Source organism: Pseudoalteromonas umbrosa, assembly GCF_030125375.1.
Taxonomy (GTDB): domain Bacteria; phylum Pseudomonadota; class Gammaproteobacteria; order Enterobacterales; family Alteromonadaceae; genus Pseudoalteromonas; species Pseudoalteromonas umbrosa.
Genome location: NZ_JASJUU010000002.1, coordinates 290,384 through 314,620, shown reverse-complemented (window position 1 = coordinate 314,620; position 24,237 = coordinate 290,384). Strand labels below are relative to the sequence as shown.

Below are 24,237 nucleotides of genomic sequence, written 5' to 3'. Positions count from 1 at the left end.
AGATGACGGCGTTATATTAAAAGGTCACACTAAAACCAATTGAAGGGCGCATTTCAAAGTCGTCATTTTCTTCTTTTATATGTAGGTCATTCACCGACGAGATCTTGTCGTAATCTAAATCAATGTAAGCGACATTGTCCTGGCCATAGGCATTCATGAGCTCAAGTATTAATTTACCCTCTAAACCAAATACGATGGTTTTTCTTTCAAATCGCACATCCAGTCTGTGGTAAGTCTTAAAGCGCTCAGAAAACGGGTCGCCATAAACTGGTAAAAAGCGTCCAGCATGATCTGGATTCTCTCTAACACCGACGATTGGGGTATAAGCTTGCCCACTACGTGCGGTAAAGTTAAATCCACCTTGCCAAAGTTCATTAATGTCATAGTTTAAGACTGCGTTAAATACGAGCGGTGTATCTGCATAATAATCTCGCGTGACATTACGGCTTAAGTCAGTGCGTTCACTTTTGGCATAGCTCAGCGCCATCCAACCATACCAATTATCGGTTTTGTTCTTATTCACCAGAAGGTCAATACCGTATGCACGTCCTTCTACTTGGTTGCTATATAAAAGGTGTGCATCGCTGCCAGCGTCGATCGCCAATGGTAAATCTTCCATGGTTTTATAATAGCCTTCAATTGACCAAGACCACTCGTTTTCAAGCATTTGTCTAAATCCAAGGGTGCTGTGTGTTGCAACTTGTGATTTGAGCGCTGGGTTACCTATCTCAGGCAGAATGTATTCAACATCTTGCATGCGGTTGTAACGACCGACTTTAGCGCTTATCACGCTATTTGGTGTCACATGATAATTTACCGCGACACGGGGCGAAGTGAATGTTTCGTCGGTGTAACGATTATGCTGGCTTTGAACACCAATTTCGGTTTGCCAGTCTTCATGGGGTTGCCAGATATGCGTGATTCCAACAAAACCTGAGTCCAAGTCAATGGTACGTTTACCTGAAATACGATCGCCCTTTTTCAAGTCACAGTCTGGGTCAATCTCAGTACATAAATATTGAAATGTGTCGTATTCATAAGACGTTTCATTATCAAAGTAGGCTGCGTCAAACACAAATCGGTGTTGTGGATTAACGCTATAGTTTAAGCGTGCTTTATAGGTAAGTTGCTTTTCACCTTCTTGTTCAAAAAAGCCTGTTAGATTGTTTGGTTGTTTGCCAAATTCGAGTCGTCCAGAATGATCCAGTGCGCCAATACCGACTCTTAAATGAAACTTTTTGTTGTAGTGATCCCACAGAATACTCTGGCTGTTAAAGTCTCGAATAAATCGGGCATCTCCCTGAAACTCAGGCGTTTTTTGTGCGAGTTCTGCACGTTCACTAAACCCTGCTGCTGCGGAGTCTTCAGCACCGGTAAAATTAAAGGTGAGGGTATTGCTGTTATTAATGTCCCATAAAAACTTGCCTTGATAGTCATGATCATCTGGGGCGTCGTTAATGGTTACCCCTGATGGCTCGCCATCGTCATCTTCTAGCTCTTCTCCTTCACTGAAAAATAAAGGGAGCGTACTTTTTCTGCCGGACACATAAAACGCCGTATTTTCAGTTGCCTGACCTTCTACAAAAAAACCAGCATTAAACATCGAAAAGTCTAGTGTGGTAGTAATTGGCTGGTATTTGGGGTTTCTTAACGTAACATCAAAAACTGCACCGGTAGCATTGCTATAACCAGCGCCATAGCCTGCTGAGTATAACTGAAAATCTTGAATAATATGACGATTAAAAATGGAGCTGCCAAAGTCATGGAAAATATATCCTGCTGGCATGAAGTCGACTTCAAACATATTGTCGCTGGGTGATGAGCCTCTAACCGCAGGCTCGCTCATTGAGCCGCCTGCAGCGACGACACCGGGTAGTGCAAAAACAGCACGCAGTGGGTCGCCGAGTGCACCGGGCATTTCAATGAGTTTTTCAGTATCTTCTGTAATTTCTGAGGTGATTGAGCTGCGTTTGTAAATAACTTCTATATGCTCAATGTCCTCTTTTTTGGTTTGAGCATGTGCTGACATCGCCATACACAGCATAATTGGAGATAAAATAAAACGCTTCTTCGCAGTAAGTGCAAACATCATCGAATCCCTTTGGCAGTGAGTAACTTTAAAATTTGACGATAGTGTACGGACTAAAAGCGTTGATTTATTGAGGGTTTGGGTAAGAAAATGTATTTCAGCTGTACACTTTTTTACAGGCGAAGTCGAATCCCTAGTTCGCTAGAGTAACCGATAGAGCGCTCGACAACTTTGAGTTGAGGGTCCATAACATAGTAAGTTGGATAGGCTTTTACTTTATAATCTTGTGCTGTTTTTCGATTACCTAACAAGACCGGCATGGATAAGTTTAAATCTTTGCTGAAAGCTTTAACTTCTTCTGGACTTTGAAAGTCGAGGGCGATGGCCACCGCATTTACTTTCCCCTGGCGGTGGAGCTTATCTATATTTGGCATACTATAACGACAAATGTTACACCACGGTGCAAAGAAGTAAATGACGGAGCGATCTCCTTGAAGCTGGCTAATGTCATATCTTTGCGACGTATTCTCTAATAAGGGGAGTGAAAAGTAGGGAGCTGATTGCTTACCATCATCTTCTAACATCCCCAGCTCTTGATATGCCAAAACGGCAGCAAAGATGACAACAAAAACGATGATATTAAAGAAAGATTTAATCATTATTGGCGCTTAATCTGCGTTATTATATATGAAGACCGAGCGCCAGTATAAAAAATTGCAACAGGGTTGCAAGGAGTTTGTTGTAACCTCTTTCGTCTTTAGAGGTATTAAACTAACTTATGACCGATAAATATTTTCACCAAGATAACGTTTGGCTTTATTTACTTTTAATTTAGTCAGATCTACGAGCACCAGTCCGTCAATACAATTATTGAAATCAGGGTCAATACTGAAGCTTAAAAAGTTCACGCCGCTTGGTTCACACAACTCGGTGTATTGTTTAAAAAGCGTTGGAACCTGTGCCCCCATATTTGCCAGTATGTGCTTAAGCTCAGCAAAGTCTTCTTTTATATCATCACCGCAAAACAGGTTTCTACAGGTGTCGAGCTGAGATTGAGCAAGCTTATATTCATTGTTGGGGTGAGCTAAATTCTCAAGTTCAGAGAAGTAATGCTGGTAGTGATATACCAACATGGCTTTTGCTTTATCAGGTAGTGCATTGGATAAGCTGACAGGGCCGAATAAGTATCTATGTTCAGGGTAGCGCTGAATAAAGGCTCCGATCCCATACCAAAGGTAATCTAAACTTTTGCGTCCCCAATATTTAGGTTGCACGAAGCTCCGACCCAACTCTAGGCCCTGATCAAAGTAGAAGTTCATATCATCTGTATACGAGAATAAGCTGCTTGTATACAATCCATTAGCACCATGCTGTTCAATAACCTGTCGCGCACTTGCGAGGCGGTAGGCACCAACCAATTCTAGTTGTGTAGCATCCCAAAGCACTAATTGCTGATAGTACATATCATATTTATCTGTATCTCGCCTTTTGCCACTGCCTTCGCCAACAGCTCTAAACGCAATTTCTCTTAATCTACCCAACTCTCTAAATATTGGTGAGCTGCCCGCATATTGGTAAAGATAGATTTGCATACCGTCTGCGGTTTCACCAAGGCGTTCACATTGCTCAATAGCTTTTTTGAGCTCTTTCTTACATTCAGGAACTGCAATGGGAGTCTGAGTTTTTAAAGGGAGCGCTTTTTTACTGTTCAGTCGGTAAAGTTGCTTACGAATGAGCGCAACTATCTCTTTGTCTTTAAGGTTATCCAAACGATAGGATTCAGGGGGAATACTTGCACCAATTTCAAACTCCAAAGACTTTTGTCTTTGCTTAAACATTTCTTTGACCAAAAGTAAGCTTGCCAGAGGTTTGTAAATCATAGAGGTGCCGTAAAACAGAGGGCTGTTCTTTGCTTTGATATAGATAGGTAGAATAGGGCAGTTGGCTTTTTTAGCCATACGCAAAAAACCTGTATTCCATTTGCAATCTTTGATACCAGTGGGGCCTAACCTAGACACTTCTCCTGCAGGGAAAATGAGTAATGCACCCTCACTTTTAAGATGTTTTTGAATATTAGCAAGTTCTTGTTTTCGACTTGCATTGGAGAGGTTGTCTACAGGTAGTAACAGTGAGTGCATGGGTGTAATTGACATCAACATGCGATTTGCAACTACTTTTAAATCAGGTCTGGCCTTCGCTAAAACTTTAATTAGTGCTAGGGCATCTAATGAGCCAATAGGGTGATTTGCGACAATTACGACGCTCCCTTCGCTGGGTATATGTTCAATTTGCTTAGGCTTAAACCGCGCGTCAAAATCTAATTCTTCAAGTACTTGTTCTACAAACTCAAGGCCTTCTAAGTGCGGGTACGTATCTGCAAATGCGACAAACTCTTGTTCATGTAATAAGTAGCCTAATCCCTTCTTTACTAAACCTTTCACTTTTGGTGAGTTTTCTAGTTGTGGTAAGTTGGCTTCGATCACTTTATCAACGCTGATCATCATAATTCTCTACGGCTGTGTTTATAGCAGATTAAAAACTGAATGTGACAATTGCGTTGCATAGGTATGTCAATTTTATGGTGATCTCACACTATTATCAGCTTGTTACTAAACGATATACTGTGTGTGGTGAACTTTGTATTTTAAATGGGGATGTAATATGTCGGTGTTGGTTTGTGTAACCGGAAGAAATAATGAAAAATTAATGGCAAAATTACAAGTTGCTCTACCTGATGTGGATTTGCAGTTATGGCCTGATTGTGAAGACTTGTCAGTCATAGAGTTTGTATTAACATGGAAAGCGCCCGAATCACTTTGGCAGCAATTACCGAACTTGAAAGTGGTGCAGTCTTTCGGCGCTGGTGTAGATGGCATCCCCATGAATAGCTTTCCATCGGATGTAAAAGTTGCAAGGATTGTTGATCCCCAGCTAAGTGATGATATGGCGGAATATGTATTGTCTCATGCACTGGCTCATAAATTGAGACACCAATCATACATTGCTAATCAATACACTCAATATTGGAAGCCGCGCCGTGCGAGGACAGGTGAAAGTGTAGGCATACTCGGTTTGGGTGAACTGGGTAAAGTTGTTGCAAAGCGGTTATTAGATAATGGTTTTACGCTCAGAGGGTGGTCTAGAAGTCATAAAGAGATTGATAACATTGATTGCTTTCATGGAGAGGAACAACTTGAAGTATTTGCGTCTGAACTCGACTACTTAGTGTGTTTGTTACCATTAACTATGGAAACACATGGCATATTGAACAAGTCTATTTTTCATCATGTGTCTAATGAGTGTTTACTGATTAATGTTGCAAGAGGTCAGCATTTAAATGAACAAGACTTGATTGAAGCGCTAGATAAAGAGGAGCTTGCTGGTGCAGTTTTAGATGTCTTTGCTACGGAGCCATTGCCCAAAACACATCCCTTTTGGAACCACCCTAAGGTGATAGTCACTCCGCATATTGCAGCTGTGACAAATCTAGATACGGTTGTTGCACAAATTGCAGAAAATATCCGAGCTTGCATCGCGGGTCTACCGATTAAAAATACAGTGGATGTGAACAAAGGTTACTAATATTTTGAGATACTAAAAAATTAATTTTGGCTGAAATTCTCTCAAGTTGATTTTATTCATGAATGATTGTGTGGAGGAAAAATTAACCTGCTGATTTGTAAGTAAATGTAAGTAATAGTTATTCTAATTTACATAATTACTGTATATAAAAACATATTGAGACATCTATTTATATTCAGTATGTTAGGAAAAAAACAATAATAAGACAGGAAAAAAAATGAAAAACGGTCAAGGTGGTGTAAAGCTTTATTTTGTCGTTATTTCTGTACTTGCATTAGGCGTTTCAGCTTGGTTTAATCAAGCGCAGGCTGCTGAATGTCAAACCTGCACATACTTCGTCCAAACACAATAAAGTATTTTTAGGTGATCGTGGGGCTCGCTGCCCCATTGATGATTTATCTTTTTGCGTGTATTTCTCTATTTTCTAATTTCTTCTCATCACTTTTTTTGAGCAATGTGTATGTAGAACCGCTTCCACCATGGCATGTCAAGGCTGAATGAAAAGCCAATACATTTGGCATTTCTTGGAGCCATTTGTTGCAATAGCTTTTTAAAATAGCAGGGAATGGCTTGCTTTTGAGGCCGATACCATGGCGAATAAGCAAAACTCGGATATTTCTTTTTTGACAGTCTGTGACGAATTCGAACATGGCTTGGCGAGCTTCTATAAAAGATTTACCATGTAGATCTAGTGTTGCGTCTATTTGATATTTACCTAATCTTAAGTTTTTATACACGCCCTCTTGAACACCATCTTTTTTATAACCGAGCAGGTCATGAGGATCTAATAGGTCAACATATTCTGTGGACAAAAAGTTGGGGTCAAAGTCTAATTCTTTTTGTGCTGCTTTGCGTCTTGCTAGCTGAGCATCTGTTGGTTGGTTTTGTTGTTTTTTAAGTTGTGCGCGATTATCTTGTGCCAGCGGAACAACATCGCCCATTGAAGCTAAAAATAACTCTTCATCTGTCATTGCCATGACGAATCTCCAATAAGGGACAATTTTCACGATTCTAGCTTATCAATGAAACCTTGGATAGCCTTGTAGGGTTGAATATTTTTTTGATCCAAACTGAGGTGAAAAACGTATTTGGCCTGACAATCAATATATTCATGTGAATAGATATGTATTTTTATTTAATAGATATTATTTATGAAAATAAGCTGAGGTCCGGGTGCCTCAGCTGGCAGACATTTTAGTTGGTATCGTAGTGTTCTAGCGTAAACACTTTAAATAAATAAAATGAGTTAATTAGGATTAATCCAAGATTAGAAATCACCGAAGTATCCATAAGATCTAGACTGAACAAAACAAACAATAAGCTACAAGCCATAACTGCTGCGACCCTAAGCCATGTTTTATGATTAATAAAAAGAGCTCCAAATCCCAGTACCAGTAATAAACTATTCAGTAACCAGTCAAACTCATTAGCCATGATCTTAAATAAACTCCATTGATGATTAAAAAGGGGCGCCATTATGCGCCGCTTTTTTAGTCATCTCAAACGAGTAATTTTATGATTTTCAGATTAGTTTTTTTAATGGGCTATCAGGTGTTTTATCGCCGCGATGAAACCTTGGGTTTCAATGATCGCGTATTTTTGACAAGTATTAGGCTTGGACACATCTTGACACAAATAAAGTGTGCTGCGCTCCGAGGCTTTAATTGGCTGTAAGATGGAATCAAATAAAATAGGTTCGACACCAGGTAATCCTGGCCAATAGACGCTCTGGGTTACCATGTTGAGTTTTTTGTATGTAATAAGTTTAGGCTTTGGAAGTAATATAACTAACAGTGCTATAACCCCGATAACAATAAGTGTTGTCAGACTTTTTTTGGGTGGTTCGGTTTGTACTCCTTGATGACCATGCTGCTGTACGAGTTCTTGCTGTCGTTTAATTTGTTGTGCAGAGAGGCGACGCTTTTTATTTTTGTTTGCTTGCTGCTTTTGAAAGTCACTTTTATTTAGTAGTGTTTGTTTTTTTGGATTAATTGCCATGCTTAGGTGTAGCCTTTTGGTTGCAGGACTCTATAATAGTTCTATGCTATAGATGATAGCGCATTTCTAATTACTAGCCCACGGGAAAGGATATGGAACAACAAATCTCTATTCTCATTGTTGATGATGTAGGAACCGTTCGAAGTTTTTTGCATCAGACATTGATGCATTTGGGAATTGACAATGTCAAAGAAGCATCAACCGCAAAACAGTGTATTGAAGCCTGTAAAGAGCGGCACTTTGACATTGTTTTTTTGGATATAGAATTACCAGATGGAGATGGAAAAGAATTAATTGCTGAGTTGGCTCAAATAAACCCTGAGATAAACGTAGTAATGGTATCTGCCCACTCGACAGTTGATAATGTTAAAGACGCTATTGAGCGAGGTGCGAAAGGGTTTGTTGTGAAACCTTTCTCTCCTAAGAAAATTGCAGCGATGTTAAAAAAGTTTTATCCAAAGTTGGAAATAGCGTAATGACATGAAAGCGTTACGTTTTACCTCTGTGTGATAGGCATAAAAAAACCGACTTACGTCGGTTTTTTTATATCCATTTCCACAGATTATAGCGCTTTAATCTTAGCAGCTAGGCGGCTCTTGTGACGAGCAGCTTTATTCTTGTGGATTAGACCTTTAGTTGCGTAGCGGTCTAGGATTGGAGTTGCAACAGCAAATGCTTGCTGTGCAGCTTCTTTATCACCAGCTTCAATAGCAGCGATAACTTTTTTGAAGTATGTACGCATCATTGAACGACGGCTTGCGTTGTGCTGACGACGCTTTTCGCTAGTGATAGCGCGTTTTTTTGCAGACTTGATGTTAGCCAAGGTATGCTCCTAACAATCTTTTAAAAATAAGCTTAGTTTAAAGGCCGAGGACTATGCCTGTTTTATGATCCAATGTCAATAAAAAATAACCTGTCCGGCCTAAGTATTTCAGTACGGCTTTAACACACCTTTAATGCCTACAAACTTGCTTCAGCGTAAGATGTGTCGCCTTTATATGTCTGTAAAAACCATCTCCTAAACCTAAGGTCGTCGGCAACGGTGTGAACAGATTACGAATCATAAGCCTTAGGGCTGATGATTAATGCGTGTATTGTAGCAAAACACAGAACCCAAGCCTAGCTTTAATAATGGAGTGCGTTGCTTTCTCGTCGGTGGGTGTTGTTTTGTGGTTATGGTTCATGCTGGTCTGTGGCATACTTGGCGCTTATTTTTATTTCTTAAGGTAAGCTCAGTGGCAAAAGGGTTATTCAAGTCAGGCATGATTGTCAGTGCTATGACGATGTTATCTCGCATTTTGGGGTTAGTGCGTGATGCTGTCGTTGCAAATTTACTTGGAGCTGGACTGGCAGCAGATGTGTTTTTATTTGCAAATCGCATTCCAAACTTTTTTCGACGTCTGTTTGCTGAAGGGGCTTTTGCACAGGCCTTTGTTCCTGTTTTATCAGAGATTAAAGAAAAGCATGGCGATGATGAAGTACGTGTGTTTGTGGCTCAAGCTGCGGGTACGCTGGGGACCATTTTGCTGTGTGTTACCATATTTGGGGTTGTCGGCTCTCCTGTCATAGCAGCATTATTTGGCACGACTTGGTTTATCGACTGGTGGCAAGGCGGAGAAAATGCAGATAAATTTCTACTCGCTAGCGCGCTACTCAAATTTACTATTCCTTATCTGTTTTTTATTTCATTGGTTGCACTGTGTGGTGCGGTAATGAATGTATACAACCGCTTTTCCGTCGCGGCTTTTACACCAGTATTATTAAATGTTTGTTTAATTAGTTGCGCGGTGTTATTACATGACCGTTTTGAACAAGGCGCTTATGCACTGGCTATTGGTGTGTTTATTGGCGGAGCTGCGCAATTGGCATTTCAGCTTCCTTTTTTGGGTAAACTAGGCATGTTATCTCGGCCAAGGTTTGCTTGGCATGCGCCACATGTTACGAAAGTTCGTAAACTGATGTTGCCCGCCATTTTTGGCGTTTCGGTTAGTCAAATTAATTTATTACTTGATACAATTATTGCTGCTGCGTTAATGACTGGGTCAATAGCCTGGTTGTATTACTCGGATCGGCTAATAGAGTTTCCGCTGGGGCTATTTGGTATTGCCATTGCCACTGTTATCTTACCAACGCTATCAAAGTTGCATGCAAATGATAAAGGTGAAAACTTCCAGCAGACAATGGACTGGGGAGTAAGGTTTGTACTCTTACTTGGATTCCCGGCAATGGGTGGTTTGATTGTCATAAGTCCTTTAATAATTTCTGTGCTTTTCGGCCACGGTGAGTTTAAAAGTGGTGATGTTGATAATATCGCAGCTGTCAGCGCGGGTGTGACAGCTTATAGTGTAGGCTTGGTCAGCTTTATGCTGATAAAAGTGTTGGCCCCTGGTTTTTATGCTAGGCAAGATACTAAAACACCAGTAAAGATTGGCATCAAAGCACTAACTCTTAATATGGTTTTCAATTTGGCATTAGCGCCTTTCATCGGTTATTTGGGACTCGCTCTGGCCACTTCTCTGTCAGCGACATGTAATGCTTATTTACTTTATCGAGGGCTTAAAAAAGAGCAGGTTTATACCATTTCAACGTTTTCACTGTGGTTTGCCGCAAAATCTATTTTTGCAACTTTGGTTATGGCCTGCAGTGTTTATTGGCTATCACAACAGTTTGCTTGGCAAGGAGAAGGTATTGGTACACAGTTGTGGGTTTTGGGTAGTTTGCTCGCGAGTGCAATCGTTTTGTACTTCTGTGTTTTGTATGTTTGCGGCGTTAGGGTATCGACGATAAAAGAAATTCAGCAGATAGAAGAATAAATAGACTCGATTGAAGGTCTTCATAGCTCGCATTTCTAACTAACTTGGGTATAATCGGGCTTTTTGAAGACTCGAGCAAAAGGCACGCGTTGTATGCAATTAATCAGGGGCATCCATAATATTCGACCACACCACTATGGCTGTGTTTTGACTATAGGAAACTTTGATGGTGTTCATTTAGGCCATACTGAAGTATTAAAAGGGCTCAAAGCTGACTCTGAAAAATACAACTTACCCAGTACCGTGATGCTCTTTGAGCCGCAGCCGCAAGAGTTTTTTATAAAGAACAAAGCGCCAGCACGATTAACGCGACTGCGTGATAAGCTTGCGTTACTCGCTGAGAATGGCATAGAGCGGGTTATTTGTGTCAGCTTTAATAATAAGTTTTCAAATCTAGAAGCTGAATTTTTTGTCCGTGAAATACTTTATCAACGTTTGGGGGTTAAAGCCTTGACCGTAGGTGATGATTTTCGTTTTGGTAAAGCTCGCAAAGGCGACTTTACGATGTTATCAAATATCGGGCAAGAGCTTGGTGTACATGTTAAAGATACATTGAGCTTTAGGCAGCAAAACAGCCGTGTCAGTAGTACGCTTATTCGTAATGCACTAGCACAAGGTGATCTTCACAAAGCACACGAGATGTTAGGTCATACTTACGCTATCTCTGGGCGAGTTATTCATGGCTGGAAAAAGGGTCGAGAGCTAGGCTTTCGGACCGCAAATGTAGCATTGAAGCGACAAGTGAGCCCTGTTCAAGGGGTGTTTGCTGTAAATGTTTATATAAATAACAAGATTTATAACGGTGTAGCTAATGTTGGTACAAAGCCAACGCTAAATGGCAAGCGTGCTCTATTAGAAGTACACCTATTTGATTTTGACCAAGATATTTACGGTCAATTTATTAAGGTGGAGCTGATACATAAGCTTCGCAATGAACAAAAATTTGAGTCACTGACGCATCTGACAAAGCAGATATCGGCAGACGTCGATGCAGCAAGAGCAGTATTTTCTAAAATTAGGTAGCCGAACGGAAAGTAAGTTAAATGAGCGATTACAAACATACTTTAAATTTACCGGAAACATCGTTTCCGATGCGTGGCAATTTGGCGCAACGCGAACCCAAAATGCTTAAAAAATGGTATGAACAAGACTTATATGGTCAAATTCGTAACGCGAAGAAAGGTAAAAAGCCATTTATACTGCACGATGGCCCTCCTTATGCGAATGGCAATATTCACCTAGGTCATTCAGTAAACAAGATTTTAAAAGATATCATTATCAAATCGAAGACGTTGTCTGATTTTGACGCGCCTTACGTACCTGGTTGGGACTGTCATGGTTTACCAATCGAGTTGATGGTAGAGAAAAAAGTAGGTAAGCCGGGCAAGAAAGTGTCGGTTGCTGAATTTAGAGAAAAATGTCGCGAGTATGCTCGCAAGCAGGTTGATGGCCAAAAAACAGACTTTAAACGCCTAGGTGTGTTTGGAGATTGGGATAAGCCATACCTGACTATGAACTTTGACTTCGAAGCGAATGCGATTCGAGTACTTGGTCGTATCATTAAAAATGGTCATCTACACAAAGGTGCTAAACCTGTGCATTGGTGTACTGACTGTGGTTCTGCGCTGGCTGAGGCAGAAGTTGAATATCAAGATAAGCAATCTCCTGCAATTGATGTACGCTTTGTATTTACTGAAGCGGCCGCAGTAGAAAAAGCATTCTCACTGTCTGAAGGTCATGAAGGTAAAGGCGACATCAGTACAGTTATCTGGACGACAACCCCTTGGACACTGCCAGCAAACAGAGCTGTTGCTGTACACGGTGGCCTTGAGTATGCGTTAGTCCAAATAGAAGATGAAGGCAAAGAACAGCGCCTAGTATTAGGCTCTGAGCTAGTTAAAGATGCGGTTGACCGCTTTGGCTTCAAGCAATATCACGTATTAGGCTACTGTAAAGGTGATATACTAGAAAACCTTGAAGTTGCGCACCCTTTCTACGACTTTAATGTTCCAGTTATCCTTGGTGAGCACGTTACTACAGATTCAGGTACTGGTATCGTTCATACCGCACCTGGCCACGGTCAAGAAGACTTCGTGGCAGGTCAAGCATATAACCTAGAGGTTGCAAATCCTGTAGGTGCGAACGGGGTATACTTACCTGATACGCCAATCTTTGCAGGTCAGCATGTGTTCAAAGCGAATGCAAATGTGATTGAGCTACTGACTGAAAAAGGCATGTTAATGCATCATCATGCATTAACGCACAGCTATCCACATTGTTGGAGACACAAAACGCCAATTATTTTCCGTGCAACACCGCAATGGTTTGTAAGCATGGATCAAGCCGATTTACGTAAAGACTCGATGAAAGAAATCGAGAAAACACAGTGGATCCCAGCTTGGGGTGAAAACCGTATTGCTAACATGGTAGAAGGTCGCCCTGATTGGTGTATTTCACGTCAACGTACTTGGGGCGTGCCAATTGCACTATTTGTTGATAAAGACACAGGTGCACTTCACCCAGATACTGAAACCCTAATCGAAAAAGTAGCTGACTTAGTTGATCAATCAGGCATTCAAGCTTGGTATGACTTAGAGCCAAGCACATTACTTAATGAAGCAGACGCTCAGCAGTACGTTAAAGTGCAAGATACGCTGGATGTATGGTTTGACTCTGGTGTTACACATGCATGTGTTGTTGATGCAAGAGAAGAGCTAACTGGTCCTGCAGATTTATACCTAGAAGGCTCAGATCAGCACCGTGGTTGGTTTATGTCATCTATGATGACGTCTGTTGCTATTAACGGTCACGCGCCATACAAGCAAGTGTTAACGCATGGTTTCACAGTTGATGAAAACGGCCGCAAGATGTCAAAGTCTTTAGGTAACGTGATTTCACCACAAGACATCATGAATAAACTAGGCGCTGACATCCTACGTTTATGGGTTGCTTCAACCGATTACACGGCTGAGATGACAGTTTCTGATGAAATCTTCAAACGTTCAGCTGACCGTTACCGCCGTATTCGCAACACTAGTCGTTACTTATTGTCTAACTTAAGCGGTTTCAATCCAGCAACGGATTCAGTTGCCATTGAAGATATGGTTGAGTTGGATCGTTGGATTGTGTCTCGTGCATCAGAATTGCAAAGTGAGATTGTTGAAGCTTATGACAACTATCAAATGTTGGTGGTCACGCAGAAACTAATGAATTTCTGTACAGGCGAATTAGGCTCATTCTATCTTGATGTTATTAAAGATAGACAGTACACAGCGAAGAGTGACAGTCATGCTCGTCGTTCATGTCAGACTGCGCTATATCATATTGCAGAGGCAATGACGCGCTGGATGGCCCCTATTTTAAGTTTTACAGCGCAAGAGCTTTGGGAAGCACTGCCAGGTGAACGTGGTGAGTTTGTCTTCACTGATGTTTGGTACAGCGGAATTACAGGCGCAACATGTGGTCAACTTGATAATGCGTTCTGGCAAGAGTTGCTAACAGTTCGTGATGAAGTGAACCGAGTACTAGAGAACGCACGTAAAGAAGAAGTCATTGGTGCAACACTACAGGCTGAGGTAACGCTGTACACAGGTGGTGAATTAGCTGAAAAACTTCAAGGCTTAGAAGATGAACTACGCTTCGTATTACTTACTTCAAAAGCACATGTTGAAGTAGTATCAAGCCAACCAGATGGCTCAGTGGCTTCTGAGATTGACGGCTTATTCATTAAAGTTGCTGCAACAGATGCGGCGAAATGTGATCGTTGTTGGCATCACAGTGAAGATGTTGGTACAAGTGAAGCGCATCCAGAGCTATGCGGTCGCTGTATAACCAATGTTGACGGTGAAGGCGAGCAACGTAAATTTGCATAGGAGTTGCAAGTGACCAAATTGACCGAACGAAGTGGTCTAGTGTGGTTATGGCTGAGTCTACTGCTTTTTGCAGTAGACTACGTCACAAAAGCATTAGTTGTTGCAAATATGAAGCTGTATGAATCAATAGAGCTTTTGCCGTTTTTCAATTTTACATACATGCATAATTATGGTGCTGCATTTAGTTTCTTAAGTGAAGCCGGTGGGTGGCAAAGATGGTTCCTTAGCGGTATTGCTGTGGTTATCAGTGTATTATTAGTTGTGTGGCTAAAAAACTTGAAAGCCAATAACTGGGTACTTTGCGGCGCATACTCATTAGTACTGGCTGGCGCCATAGGCAATTTATATGACCGCGTGACGTTAGGCTACGTTGTCGACTTTTTACATTTTTACTATCAAGATTGGCATTACCCTGCTTTTAATGTCGCTGACATGGCGATCGTCGGTGGTGCTGGTTTACTTTTATTTGATGCATTCTTTGGTGATAAAACCAATACTCGGGAGACAGAGGCGTGAGTGAACAAGTCATAGGCCCAAAATCAGAAGTGCTGTTCCACTATTCAATAAAGCTGGAAGATGGATCTGCTGCTGACTCAACAAAGGTGAACAATAAGCCTGCTAAGTTGTTTATGGGAGATGGAAGCCTCACTGAAAATTTTGAAAGCTGTTTACTGGGGTTAAAAGAAGGTGACAATAAAACCTTTGAGCTCCAGCCAGAAGATGCCTTTGGCATGCCAAATCCAGATAATATCTATTATTTAGATCGCACTAAGTTTGGTGCTGATACACCTGCAGAAGTTGGCAGTATTATTGCCTTTACTCAACCCGATGGCACTGAGTTACCAGGGCTTATTCGTGAAGTGGCAGGAGACTCAGTGACAGTTGACTTTAATCACCCTCTTGCTGGGCAGGTTGTGACGTTTGAAGTAGATATCTTAGAGGTTCATAGTTAATGGAAATCTTGTTAGCTAATCCACGAGGGTTCTGCGCAGGTGTTGATAGGGCGATAAGCATTGTTGAGCGTGCGCTGGATATTTTCGAGAAACCTATCTATGTACGCCATGAGGTTGTACATAACAAATATGTCGTAAATGGCCTTCGAGACAGAGGTGCTGTATTTGTTGAGGAACTTCATCAAGTACCAGACGATAGTATCGTCATTTTTAGTGCTCATGGCGTATCTCAGCAGGTAAGACAAGAAGCGAAAAGGCGCGAGTTGAAAGTGTTTGATGCAACATGCCCTTTAGTGACCAAAGTACATATGGAAGTAACTAGAGCCAGTAGAAAAGGCACTGAGTGCATTTTAATTGGTCATCACGGTCATCCAGAAGTTGAAGGTACTATGGGGCAGTACGATAATCCTGAAGGCGGGATTTATCTTGTTGAGACACCGGAAGATGTTGCTTCGCTAGAAGTGAAAGACGCGAGCAATTTGTTTTATTGTAGTCAAACTACACTGTCAGTAGATGATACGGCAGATGTTATTGATGCACTACGTAAGAAGTTTCCTGAGATACATGGACCACGCAAAGATGATATTTGCTATGCAACGCAAAACCGTCAAGATGCAGTGCGTGACTTAGCTGATAAAGTTGATTTGTTACTTGTGGTGGGAGCAAAAAATAGCTCTAACTCAAATCGCTTACGTGAATTGGCAGATAAAATGGGCACCGCTGCGCACCTTATCGATGATGAGAAAAGTATTGATGCGGGTTGGTTTAAAAACGTAGAGCGTGTAGGCGTCACAGCAGGCGCATCAGCACCTGAAATTTTGGTTCAGCAGGTCATTTCTCGATTAAAAGAACTGGGTGGGCATACTGTTGTAGAAAACCCTGGGCAAGAAGAGAATGTTGTGTTTGCAGTGCCTGTAGAGCTGAGATAACACATGACACCATGGGTTCATTCGACGTCGATTGACCGTGGTTTATTTAAGGCGATGCTCACTGAGCGAGGCATACTTGCAATGATTATTGCCTCGCAAGCTGTCGCCTTTATCTATACTCTAGCTAGTGGTAAGGATTTTTGGTTAAGCCTTGGCTTAGTAAGCCTTTTCACGCATGCAAATGCATTTATCACACTCGGTTTAATAGCGCTCGTTTTGAGGTATTCAAAATCACTTTCGTTTAAGAGCGAGCTTGGTTTGGTGCTGATTTTCTTCCAATCTGTATGTATCGTGACAAGTTTAGTTGTCCAATACTCCCCATTTACTCCCGTTGAGCCAATAGATTGGCCGTTTATTATTAATAATAATGCTATCTGTGGTTTTGTTGTGATTTTGCTATTGCATTTCATGGCTATTTATATCGATAACCTTAACACCATTGCTCGTGTGGCTAATGCTGAACTAGACGCGTTACAGGCGAGAATTAGACCTCATTTTCTACATAATGCTTTAAATACTTTGGCTGAGCTTTGCCATGAAAACCCAGATGATGCTGAAGATGCAGCTTTAACCATGGCTAAATTGATGCAAATTGCTTTCGCACGTAATAAAACACATAGCTTGGGGCAGGAGTTATCTTTGACGAAGGGCTATCTCACAATAGAAAGGTATCGTTTTGAACATCGACTTAGAGTTGTATGGTCTATTAATAATGTTGATTTAGGTGCAAATGTACCGGCTCTTATTTTGCAGCCACTGGTTGAAAATGCAGTTGTTCACGGCATTGAGCCCGCTCGCGAAGGTGGGGTGATCAATATTGACATTAGCACTGTAAATACAATGTTGGTTATTAATGTAGATAACCCACTTAATGCTGACTCAAAGTCACGCTCAGGTCAGGGAATAGCTCTTGAAAACATTTGTCGTCGCCTTTTAATTTATTATGGTGAAAAAGCGTCTTTGAAGACATCGCAAAAAAGTGGTAGATTCTTGTTAACAGTAATGTTACCGCTTGGAGCTTTGAATGAAATATCTGGTAGTAGACGATGAACCTATTGCACGACGACGTATACAGCGGTTACTAGGTGAATTCAAGATTTTAGAGTTTGTTGGGGAGGCACAGGATGGTCAGCAAGCTATGGAGCTTGTTGAAAGCCTAAAACCTGAGCTCGTATTTTTGGATATTTCCATGCCGGGCATGGATGGTATAGCACTTGGAAAGTATCTGCGAGAACATAATGCTAATTTGAAGTTGGTATATGTAACCGCATACCCTGAACATGCATTAAAAGCATATCAAATTTTCGCTTCAGGGTATCTTGTGAAGCCTGTTGACCGAAGTCAGATATCTGAACTTTTAAATCATCTTTTCCCTGATTCATTAGCAAAACTGCAATATCAAGTAGGGCATGATATTCGTTGGGTGAATGTGCCTGATATTTTGATTGCGCAAACAGATGAGAGGTATACGCATATATACTTCGAAGGTGGTGATGCGCTGATTGATATACCATTGAAGAAGCTACTTTCTGATTATCCCCATCATTTTGTTCAGGTACACCGAAATACCATTGTTAAAAAGGCAAGTATTGTAAAATTAGAAAGTTGTGAAGGCGTGCACAAAGTTGTGCTCAGTGGTGTAGTAGAGCCTGTACAGGTTAGCAGGCGTGCCTACGCGAGTCTTAAAACGGTGTTTTAACCACTGACCCTCATTGATTGACCGTTTAGTCATGTAGCGGTTTGGTTATCTAAAAAAAGCGATAATATGTAACTTAGAATACATATTGAGTTTTTTTAATGGGTAATTTGTTTCCAAAAAAAATCCAAGCTGGTTTTACTTTATTAGAGGTGGTAGTGGCCTTTATGGTACTTAGCTTTGGATTATTAGGTGCGGTTGCACTGCAGGCTAAGGCGAAGCAAGCAAGCTTTGATTCTATGCAGCGGGCCGCCGCAGTAGCCTTAGCTGGAGACATCATTCAGCGGATCAGATCCAATGATACAACCGAATTAATTGATTTATATGGCGGCTCCTTCACGAGTGAAACTAAACTTAATACGGATACGACATGCTTTTCCAGTTTTTGTAACAACCAAGCGATAGCTAATTTAGACAAAGAACAATGGAAGCAAGCAATTCGAGCCAAAGAAAATACAGGTTCTTTGGACGATACAACGGTGTGTATTACACCCGTTCGCGATGGTGACGGCTTTGAGGTTACTGTTACCGTCGCTTGGGTTGGTCGTCAAGCGATCAAAGCAAACAGCACGACATCGGCTATTAACTGCGGTACCAACGATAATTATAGAAGGCTCGTGTCTTTATCTAGCTTTGTACTTGTAAGGAGCTAGCAATGCGTCAACGTGGGTTTACTCTGATCGAAATCTTAATCTCGCTTTTTATCGGGGCCATACTCTTAGGTGGCGTTGTCGCAACGTATGTCAGTATGAGGGTGACTACGAAAGACACTATGGCCATTGGTGAGTTGCAAGAAATAGGTCGGCTGTCATTAACCTTGCTGCGTAGAGACTTAGAACAGGTTGGGTTTTGGGGCACCTTTTATGATAAAAGTTTCAGCAGCGACAATTCCTCTGGCCCAGCAAACCCTGCTGGTGATTGTTTTGGTGGTTTAAATAATGGCAGCTTCCCAGATATTACACCTACTAACTTTCGTCCCATATACGCTGATTATACGACCAGTGGGACTGCGCTGGAGTGCATATCCGGAGCTAAAAAGAATACAGAAGTACTGCAGCTGAAATTTCTTGAAGGCGAGCAGATAACCAATGATGTGGTAAGTAATAATAAATATTACTTTATTGCACAGCAAGAGCAGGGTGAATTCATCGCAGGGAATGACTTTGTTGCTTTACCAAATGTGAACGCAACTCTTTGGCCATATAGCCATCATGCTTATTACATTAGCGAGCAGCAAATAACCATAAGTAATACGCCACTGACTATTCCAGTGTTGATGAGAAAGAGACTGACTGTGAACGGGCAAATGACTACTGAAACCGTCATTGAAGGCGTTGAGGATATGCGTTTTTTATTTGGTATTGATATTGATGGTGACAGTCGAGTTGATAGCTATCGCAGCGTTAAGCAAATGACAGCTGCTGATTGGGAAAGATCGGAAGGTGTATTGACTGTTCAAGTTATTGTGTTGGTTAGGTCGTTAGAGCCTGATCCTGGTATAAATTTGAAGAATCAGAAATATACACTAGGGAACGACACCGACAAAGTCATTCATACATTTTCAGACAGTTATAGGCGAACTGTTTTTTCAACGACTGTTCAGCTATATAACATGGGGTCTTCAGCATGGTAAATCATTCGAGACAAAAAGGGATGGTACTAATCGTCTCTATGGTATTGATTGTTGCAGTGACGAGTATCGCCGTGACGCTGATGAGCAGCAGTACAATCGATATTAAAATTACCAATGCAGCACAAGAGCGAGAAACAGCCGAAGCTTATTTAATGGGTGAAGTACAACGCTTGGTAAAAAATCAAAAACAAATGTTTGGTGGCAGTAAGTTTCATCTAACAAATGGTCAAATTGATGCTAATGATGGTGGTGTTCATAAATTTGATAACGAAAACCAAGATAGTCTTGTGGATTATGAATTAAGAAACTTGAATAAAGGACAGTTAGAAGTTCCATGCCCTCGGATATATGGTTATACAGAAGGGGTTGTCTGCAATATGACTGAGTTAACGAGTTCAGTTGAATATGGTGATCAAGGTCGCCATAAAGTGACTGTCGTTATAGGTATTGGTCAAGAAATTCAAGATGTTAAGGCAAATCAATGAAGTATTTCAAAAAAATATTGTTAGTCTGCTTTTTGATAAGCTGCGGCGCATATGCTGAAGACATTGAGCTCTATGTAAAACACGATGTAAGCGGTTCTGAAAAGTCTCGTGTTATTGTGATTTTTGATACATCTGGAAGCATGGCATGGGACGTTAATGATGGAAGGCGATGCTATGAGTACAGAAATTGGAGATTACGCTCTGTTGATTGCTTCGATACTTCGAAAACCTCAAAAGCGTGCTACAAGTATATAAACGGGCGCTACCGTTCGGTTAATTGTGGAGATAGTAGGTTAAAAGTAGCGCAAGACGCCATGGTGTCTTTGGTAAATAATAACCCAGACTTTGATTTTGGTTTAATGCGCTTGTATTCCAGCTCTGGAGGCTATGTTTTGAACGGCATTGGTGCCGATCCTAGTGTTGTAATTAGCAAAATTAACAGTTTGCGAGCTAGTGGCAGCACACCGCTTTCTGAGACCTTGTGGGAGGCGTACTTATACCTGACAGGTAGGGCTGTCGATTATGGATATAATGGTGGAAATAATCGAGATAAGTCAATAGAAGTAAGTGGTGTATACAAGTCACCATTTGCCCCAGTAGCCGGAGACCCCGAGCGCTGTGATACCTCTACAAACGTTATTTTAATGACTGATGGTGATCCTACCAGTGATTCAGGTAAAAACTCTGCAATTGCGACTGAATATTTTAATAAATTCGGCTCATACCCGACAGCGGTATCGAATAGTTACCTCAACTCGTTGGCTAAGTTAATGCGGGGCACTTCAGAAACACAAATAGATTTATACCCTACGACCTCGGACAAGCAAGACTTTGCGCGTGTGTATACCATAGGGTTTGGTACTGGTATGTCTAATGCCGGTAAAGCGCTGCTTAAACAAACGGGTGAAATTGATGGTGGCGGTGATTACCTTCATGCAAATACGGCATCGCAGTTATCTGAAGCACTTAAACTGACGATTTCAAAAATACGGGAGCAAAGCGATAGTTTCTCATCTCCCTCAGTGTCTACGAGCAGTTCAGATTTGAGCCGTAGTGGCGATTCAGTTTATTTTACTATGTTCTATCCTGAAACTCATACTCGATGGGCTGGGAATCTTAAAAAATTAAAAGTGTCTGGTGGCATCGTGCACGGATCATCTAGCACAACAAATGCGATAAATGATCAAGGGCAAATTGATAAGTCGGTAACGACATACTGGTCGGCACCAAGTAGCAAAGACGGCAATGTGGTGTTGGAAGGCGGGATAAATTACCAGTTGACTGAGCGGCAAACAGTGCGCCGTTTATATTCCGATTATGGCAAAGGGGCGCTTTATGATTTTGATTATGCATCCGCTTTAAATGCCCATCAAGGCTCATTGGTAAATTTGGCGGCAAAGCTTGATAGTTCGACGACAGAAGTGCAGAACACCATTTTGTGGGCAAGGGGTCTGGATATAGATGACCAAAACGGTAATCGGATAACGAATGAAAGACGAAAAGATATATTTGGAGATCCGCTTCACTCAAGGCCTGTGACCATTGATTACGGCAATGACGATTTGAGGGTAATCGTGGGCACCAATGCTGGCTTTTTGCATATGTTTAAAGACAAAGGTGAGACTGTCGAAGAAAGCTGGGCATTCATTCCAGACTCTCTCCTTGATATTTTAAAACCGCTTAGAGATCGCAGGCAAGATACCAAACTATATGGCATGGATGGGCCTATCACTGTGTATTTTTGGGATAAAAATGATAGCGGTGTAGTCGATTCTGGCGAAAAGGTGTGGTTGATCGCAGGTATGAGACGTGGTGGGAACGAATATTATGGTTTTGATATTACAGTGCCTGACCAGCCAAGAATGCTGTGGGGTGGGCCAATTAAGGGCGGTGTTGGTGATTTCACAGAGTTAGGACAGTCCTGGTCTAAGCCTATTGTTTCTTTTATTACAGCTCAACCTGAGAAGCCAGTGTTAATCTTCGGCGCGGGGTATGACACAAATAAGGACAATGCTACTTTCACAGAAGATAGCAAAGGTAGGGGCATATATATTGTTGATTTAGAAAGTGGTAAACCAGTGTGGTCCTTGACTCCCGATAACGGCTTTAAGGGCGAGCATAGTATTGCTGCGGATGTAAGTGTGCTTGATTCTGACTACGATGGCTATGTGGATAGGATATATGCAGCAGATACAGGTGGTGGGCTTTGGAGAGTAGATTTACCTAGTAGTAAACCGAATGATGAAGATGCGCCGTGGACACATTTCATGTTAGCTAATTTGAGTGGCGGGAATGATAATGCGAAAAGAAGGTTTTTCTATCGCCCAATGATAGCGAGGACTTACTTTAGCAAGGTGACTGAAGAAATCGTAGATGGTAAGGCAACTACAATCAGAAGGGATGTGCCTTATGAAGGGATCTTGATTGGCAGTGGTAATCGAGCTAAACCGACGTCAACAAATATTAAAAACTTTTTATTTATGGTCAGAGACGAAAATACAAAAACTCAGTCATTTACGTCAGACAACACGCCGAGTGTGATCCGTGCAAGTAATTTGTTTAATGTAACTAATGACCCATTCAAATCTAGCCTAGATAGCTATGAGAATTTTATAGACCAAGAGGTTGAACTTGGTAAAGCGAAAGGTTGGAAGATCAAGCTTGAAGAGGGAGAAAAGTCGCTCTCAGCTGCCACTGCGATTGGTGGGTTGGCTTACTTTACCTCATTCTCGCCAACAACGGTGTCAGAAAATCAATGCTCGATTGGTGAAGGCACTGGGTATTTGTATATAGTTCACCTGCATTATGGTATGCAAGTATTCCAACTGCGCCGTTACAGGACAACGGCAACATTACCGGATACACCGCGGACGCATTACGATGTATACGAAGATCCAATCACCAAGAAAAAGACTGTCAAAGCCAAAATTATCAGCCCTACTGTGATAAAAGAGGACGCATTAGATGACATGTTTGGTGGTAATCCTGCTGATGGTATTGACCCTTATAAGCTTGAGCCACCTAATGTATACAAAAATACTGATGGCTCTGCAAATGTGCCGGGTGTTTCGCCACTGACAATCACATACGAGACAAGACAGCTTTATATATACAAGAAAGAAGATAATGATGAAAAGTAAAATGCGTGTTTACTCAGGTTTTACGTTGATTGAGTTAGTAATTGTCGTAGCGATTGTCGGGGTACTCGCCACCTTGGCTTATCCTAACTACTCTAGTTATATTAAACGTGGCGCGAGAGCCGATGCCATGACCATTTTATTGGATGCGGCAAATAAGCAAGAGCAGTACTTTGTGGATAATAGAGAGTATGCTAGTAAACTGGAAGACATTGGCATACCCACAACGAGTGAAAACGGTTACTTCACTATTTCAGTTACTTTAAGCAATGGTGGTTATACCTTAACTGCAACAGCGGCTGCTGGACCTGTTCAAGGTGATCTTGAGTGCAGTAGCTTATCAGTGAATAACCTAGGTGTAAAAACAGTAACAGGTACAGCGAGTGCAGATACATGTTGGGAGCGCTAAAGTTTGCATCTCGACGTATCTTGAAGCCTTGTGCGGCCCGCAGTACTCAAAGAAAGTGCTTTACCGTATTTGCTGCCATCTTGTTTAGTGACGCAATAGACAAAGGTACCATTTGCTAGGCCCCAAGTGCTGCCGGTATGTTTGAACGTTACAGCAGCTCTTTGGTAAGTAATATCGTCAGCAGAGTTTATTCTAGAGCTGATGGTAAGAATAGTGTCTTGGTCGTTTAAGCAATTTAGCTGTCCTCTATCAATGAACAGAGTGAGTTCAGTATGCCAATAGTTTTTAGCACAGCAATTTGAAACTAATGGACATAATGTAACGCGTTCACCAGAATAAATCGCTTTAAGTCTTGCATAACTTATTAACCTATCTAGATACATGAGTGCGTGCTGAGGCCTATTTTGGGAAAGCACTTCACTCATCGATGGAATAGCAAGGGACGCTACAATGGCACAAATAGCTAGCACGACGAGTAGTTCGAATAGTGAAAAACCAGACTCTTTAGTTTTGTTCATCCACTTCAGTCCTTGAGTATGAATACATATTTTAGTGACTTTGGGGGTGGATTTAAGAGAGTAAAGCTTATATAACGTTGGCCATGTGCACATTATTATTTTTTTGGTGCATTACGATTTTACTTATTGTGGTGATGAAAAAGTTAATCTTTTTTGATTTATAATTTTTATTTAGTTGTGTGT

General features: G+C 41.4%; 24 protein-coding genes. 16 read left to right on the top strand and 8 right to left on the bottom strand.

Features of this window, described 5'->3' with window-relative positions; translation table 11 throughout:
* Nucleotides 1-16: 16 nt before the first annotated feature.
* The 3 genes from QNM16_RS08695 to olsF form a co-directional block, all read right to left on the bottom strand.
* Entirely contained in the window at nt 17-2,089 is a 2,073-nt protein-coding gene (locus tag QNM16_RS08695) for a TonB-dependent receptor plug domain-containing protein (RefSeq protein ID WP_284020371.1), read from the bottom strand.
* Between the two features lie 113 nt (nt 2,090-2,202).
* Complete coding sequence (locus QNM16_RS08690; protein ID WP_284020116.1) at nt 2,203-2,688, bottom strand: TlpA family protein disulfide reductase; 486 nt, start codon at nt 2,686-2,688, stop codon at nt 2,203-2,205.
* 117 nt (nt 2,689-2,805) lie between these two features.
* Nucleotides 2,806-4,530 (bottom strand): bifunctional ornithine lipid synthase OlsF, encoded by a 1,725-nt coding sequence (gene olsF / locus QNM16_RS08685; protein WP_284020370.1) that lies wholly within the window; start codon nt 4,528-4,530, stop codon nt 2,806-2,808.
* Between the two features lie 160 nt (nt 4,531-4,690).
* Here olsF and QNM16_RS08680 point away from each other — a divergent pair, with 160 nt between their 5' ends.
* Nucleotides 4,691-5,611 carry a 2-hydroxyacid dehydrogenase gene (locus QNM16_RS08680; RefSeq protein ID WP_284020115.1) on the top strand — a complete coding sequence of 307 codons (921 nt, stop codon included), beginning with the start codon at nt 4,691-4,693 and terminating at the stop codon, nt 5,609-5,611.
* A gap of 217 nt (nt 5,612-5,828) precedes the next feature.
* Nucleotides 5,829-5,963 (top strand): hypothetical protein, encoded by a 135-nt coding sequence (locus tag QNM16_RS08675; protein WP_284020114.1) that lies wholly within the window; start codon nt 5,829-5,831, stop codon nt 5,961-5,963.
* Nucleotides 5,964-6,006: 43 nt separating this feature from the next.
* Here QNM16_RS08675 and smrA read toward each other — a convergent pair whose 3' ends face one another.
* The 3 genes from smrA to QNM16_RS08660 all read right to left on the bottom strand — a co-directional run bounded on the left by smrA (nt 6,007) and on the right by QNM16_RS08660 (nt 7,609).
* The gene (gene smrA / locus QNM16_RS08670) at nt 6,007-6,588 is read right to left on the bottom strand and encodes a DNA endonuclease SmrA (protein WP_284020113.1); all 582 of its coding nucleotides are present in this window, start codon (nt 6,586-6,588) and stop codon (nt 6,007-6,009) included.
* A 217-nt stretch (nt 6,589-6,805) separates the two neighbouring features.
* Nucleotides 6,806-7,045: a hypothetical protein gene (locus tag QNM16_RS08665; RefSeq protein WP_284020369.1), complete on the bottom strand. Its 240-nt coding sequence runs from the start codon at nt 7,043-7,045 to the stop codon at nt 6,806-6,808.
* A 102-nt stretch (nt 7,046-7,147) separates the two neighbouring features.
* Nucleotides 7,148-7,609 (bottom strand): hypothetical protein, encoded by a 462-nt coding sequence (locus QNM16_RS08660; protein ID WP_284020112.1) that lies wholly within the window; start codon nt 7,607-7,609, stop codon nt 7,148-7,150.
* A 92-nt stretch (nt 7,610-7,701) separates the two neighbouring features.
* On the opposite strand from QNM16_RS08660, the gene QNM16_RS08655 reads away from it, so the two are divergent.
* Nucleotides 7,702-8,085: a response regulator gene (locus QNM16_RS08655; protein ID WP_063360256.1), complete on the top strand. Its 384-nt coding sequence runs from the start codon at nt 7,702-7,704 to the stop codon at nt 8,083-8,085.
* 86 nt (nt 8,086-8,171) lie between these two features.
* On the opposite strand, the gene rpsT is transcribed toward QNM16_RS08655, so the two are convergent.
* Entirely contained in the window at nt 8,172-8,432 is a 261-nt protein-coding gene (gene rpsT, locus QNM16_RS08650; RefSeq protein WP_010382487.1) for a 30S ribosomal protein S20, read from the bottom strand.
* Nucleotides 8,433-8,844: 412 nt separating this feature from the next.
* Here rpsT and murJ point away from each other — a divergent pair, with 412 nt between their 5' ends.
* From murJ to QNM16_RS08585, 13 genes are all read left to right on the top strand, one after another.
* Entirely contained in the window at nt 8,845-10,422 is a 1,578-nt protein-coding gene (murJ, locus tag QNM16_RS08645; protein ID WP_284020111.1) for a murein biosynthesis integral membrane protein MurJ, read from the top strand.
* A gap of 93 nt (nt 10,423-10,515) precedes the next feature.
* Entirely contained in the window at nt 10,516-11,445 is a 930-nt protein-coding gene (ribF, locus tag QNM16_RS08640) for a bifunctional riboflavin kinase/FAD synthetase (protein ID WP_284020110.1), read from the top strand.
* A 20-nt stretch (nt 11,446-11,465) separates the two neighbouring features.
* Complete coding sequence (ileS, locus tag QNM16_RS08635; RefSeq protein ID WP_284020109.1) at nt 11,466-14,294, top strand: isoleucine--tRNA ligase; 2,829 nt, start codon at nt 11,466-11,468, stop codon at nt 14,292-14,294.
* A 9-nt stretch (nt 14,295-14,303) separates the two neighbouring features.
* Nucleotides 14,304-14,810, top strand: a complete 507-nt coding sequence (gene lspA / locus QNM16_RS08630) for a signal peptidase II (RefSeq protein ID WP_284020108.1) — start codon at nt 14,304-14,306, stop codon at nt 14,808-14,810.
* A complete protein-coding gene (gene fkpB / locus QNM16_RS08625) occupies nt 14,807-15,247 on the top strand; it encodes an FKBP-type peptidyl-prolyl cis-trans isomerase (protein ID WP_063360251.1) in 441 nt (146 codons plus the stop codon). The genes lspA and fkpB overlap by 4 nt, the downstream gene beginning before the upstream one ends.
* Nucleotides 15,247-16,176, top strand: coding sequence for a 4-hydroxy-3-methylbut-2-enyl diphosphate reductase (ispH, locus tag QNM16_RS08620; protein WP_284020107.1), 930 nt, complete (start codon nt 15,247-15,249; stop codon nt 16,174-16,176). The genes fkpB and ispH overlap by 1 nt, the downstream gene beginning before the upstream one ends.
* 3 nt (nt 16,177-16,179) lie before the next feature.
* Nucleotides 16,180-17,226, top strand: a complete 1,047-nt coding sequence (locus QNM16_RS08615; protein ID WP_284020106.1) for a sensor histidine kinase — start codon at nt 16,180-16,182, stop codon at nt 17,224-17,226.
* Entirely contained in the window at nt 17,201-17,875 is a 675-nt protein-coding gene (locus QNM16_RS08610; protein WP_284020105.1) for a LytR/AlgR family response regulator transcription factor, read from the top strand. The genes QNM16_RS08615 and QNM16_RS08610 overlap by 26 nt, the downstream gene beginning before the upstream one ends.
* A 98-nt stretch (nt 17,876-17,973) precedes the next feature.
* Entirely contained in the window at nt 17,974-18,525 is a 552-nt protein-coding gene (pilV, locus tag QNM16_RS08605) for a type IV pilus modification protein PilV (protein WP_284020104.1), read from the top strand.
* A 2-nt stretch (nt 18,526-18,527) separates the two neighbouring features.
* Complete coding sequence (locus QNM16_RS08600; protein ID WP_284020103.1) at nt 18,528-19,505, top strand: PilW family protein; 978 nt, start codon at nt 18,528-18,530, stop codon at nt 19,503-19,505.
* The gene (locus QNM16_RS08595; RefSeq protein WP_284020102.1) at nt 19,499-19,990 is read left to right on the top strand and encodes a pilus assembly PilX family protein; all 492 of its coding nucleotides are present in this window, start codon (nt 19,499-19,501) and stop codon (nt 19,988-19,990) included. Before QNM16_RS08600 ends, QNM16_RS08595 begins: the two co-directional genes overlap by 7 nt.
* Nucleotides 19,987-23,130: a pilus assembly protein gene (locus QNM16_RS08590; RefSeq protein ID WP_284020101.1), complete on the top strand. Its 3,144-nt coding sequence runs from the start codon at nt 19,987-19,989 to the stop codon at nt 23,128-23,130. Before QNM16_RS08595 ends, QNM16_RS08590 begins: the two co-directional genes overlap by 4 nt.
* Entirely contained in the window at nt 23,117-23,536 is a 420-nt protein-coding gene (locus QNM16_RS08585) for a type IV pilin protein (RefSeq protein WP_284020100.1), read from the top strand. Before QNM16_RS08590 ends, QNM16_RS08585 begins: the two co-directional genes overlap by 14 nt.
* Here the strand turns inward: QNM16_RS08585 and QNM16_RS08580 are convergent.
* Nucleotides 23,533-24,054, bottom strand: coding sequence for a GspH/FimT family pseudopilin (locus tag QNM16_RS08580; protein ID WP_284020099.1), 522 nt, complete (start codon nt 24,052-24,054; stop codon nt 23,533-23,535). The two genes, QNM16_RS08585 and QNM16_RS08580, sit on opposite strands and share 4 nt — an antisense overlap.
* Nucleotides 24,055-24,237: the final 183 nt, after the last annotated feature.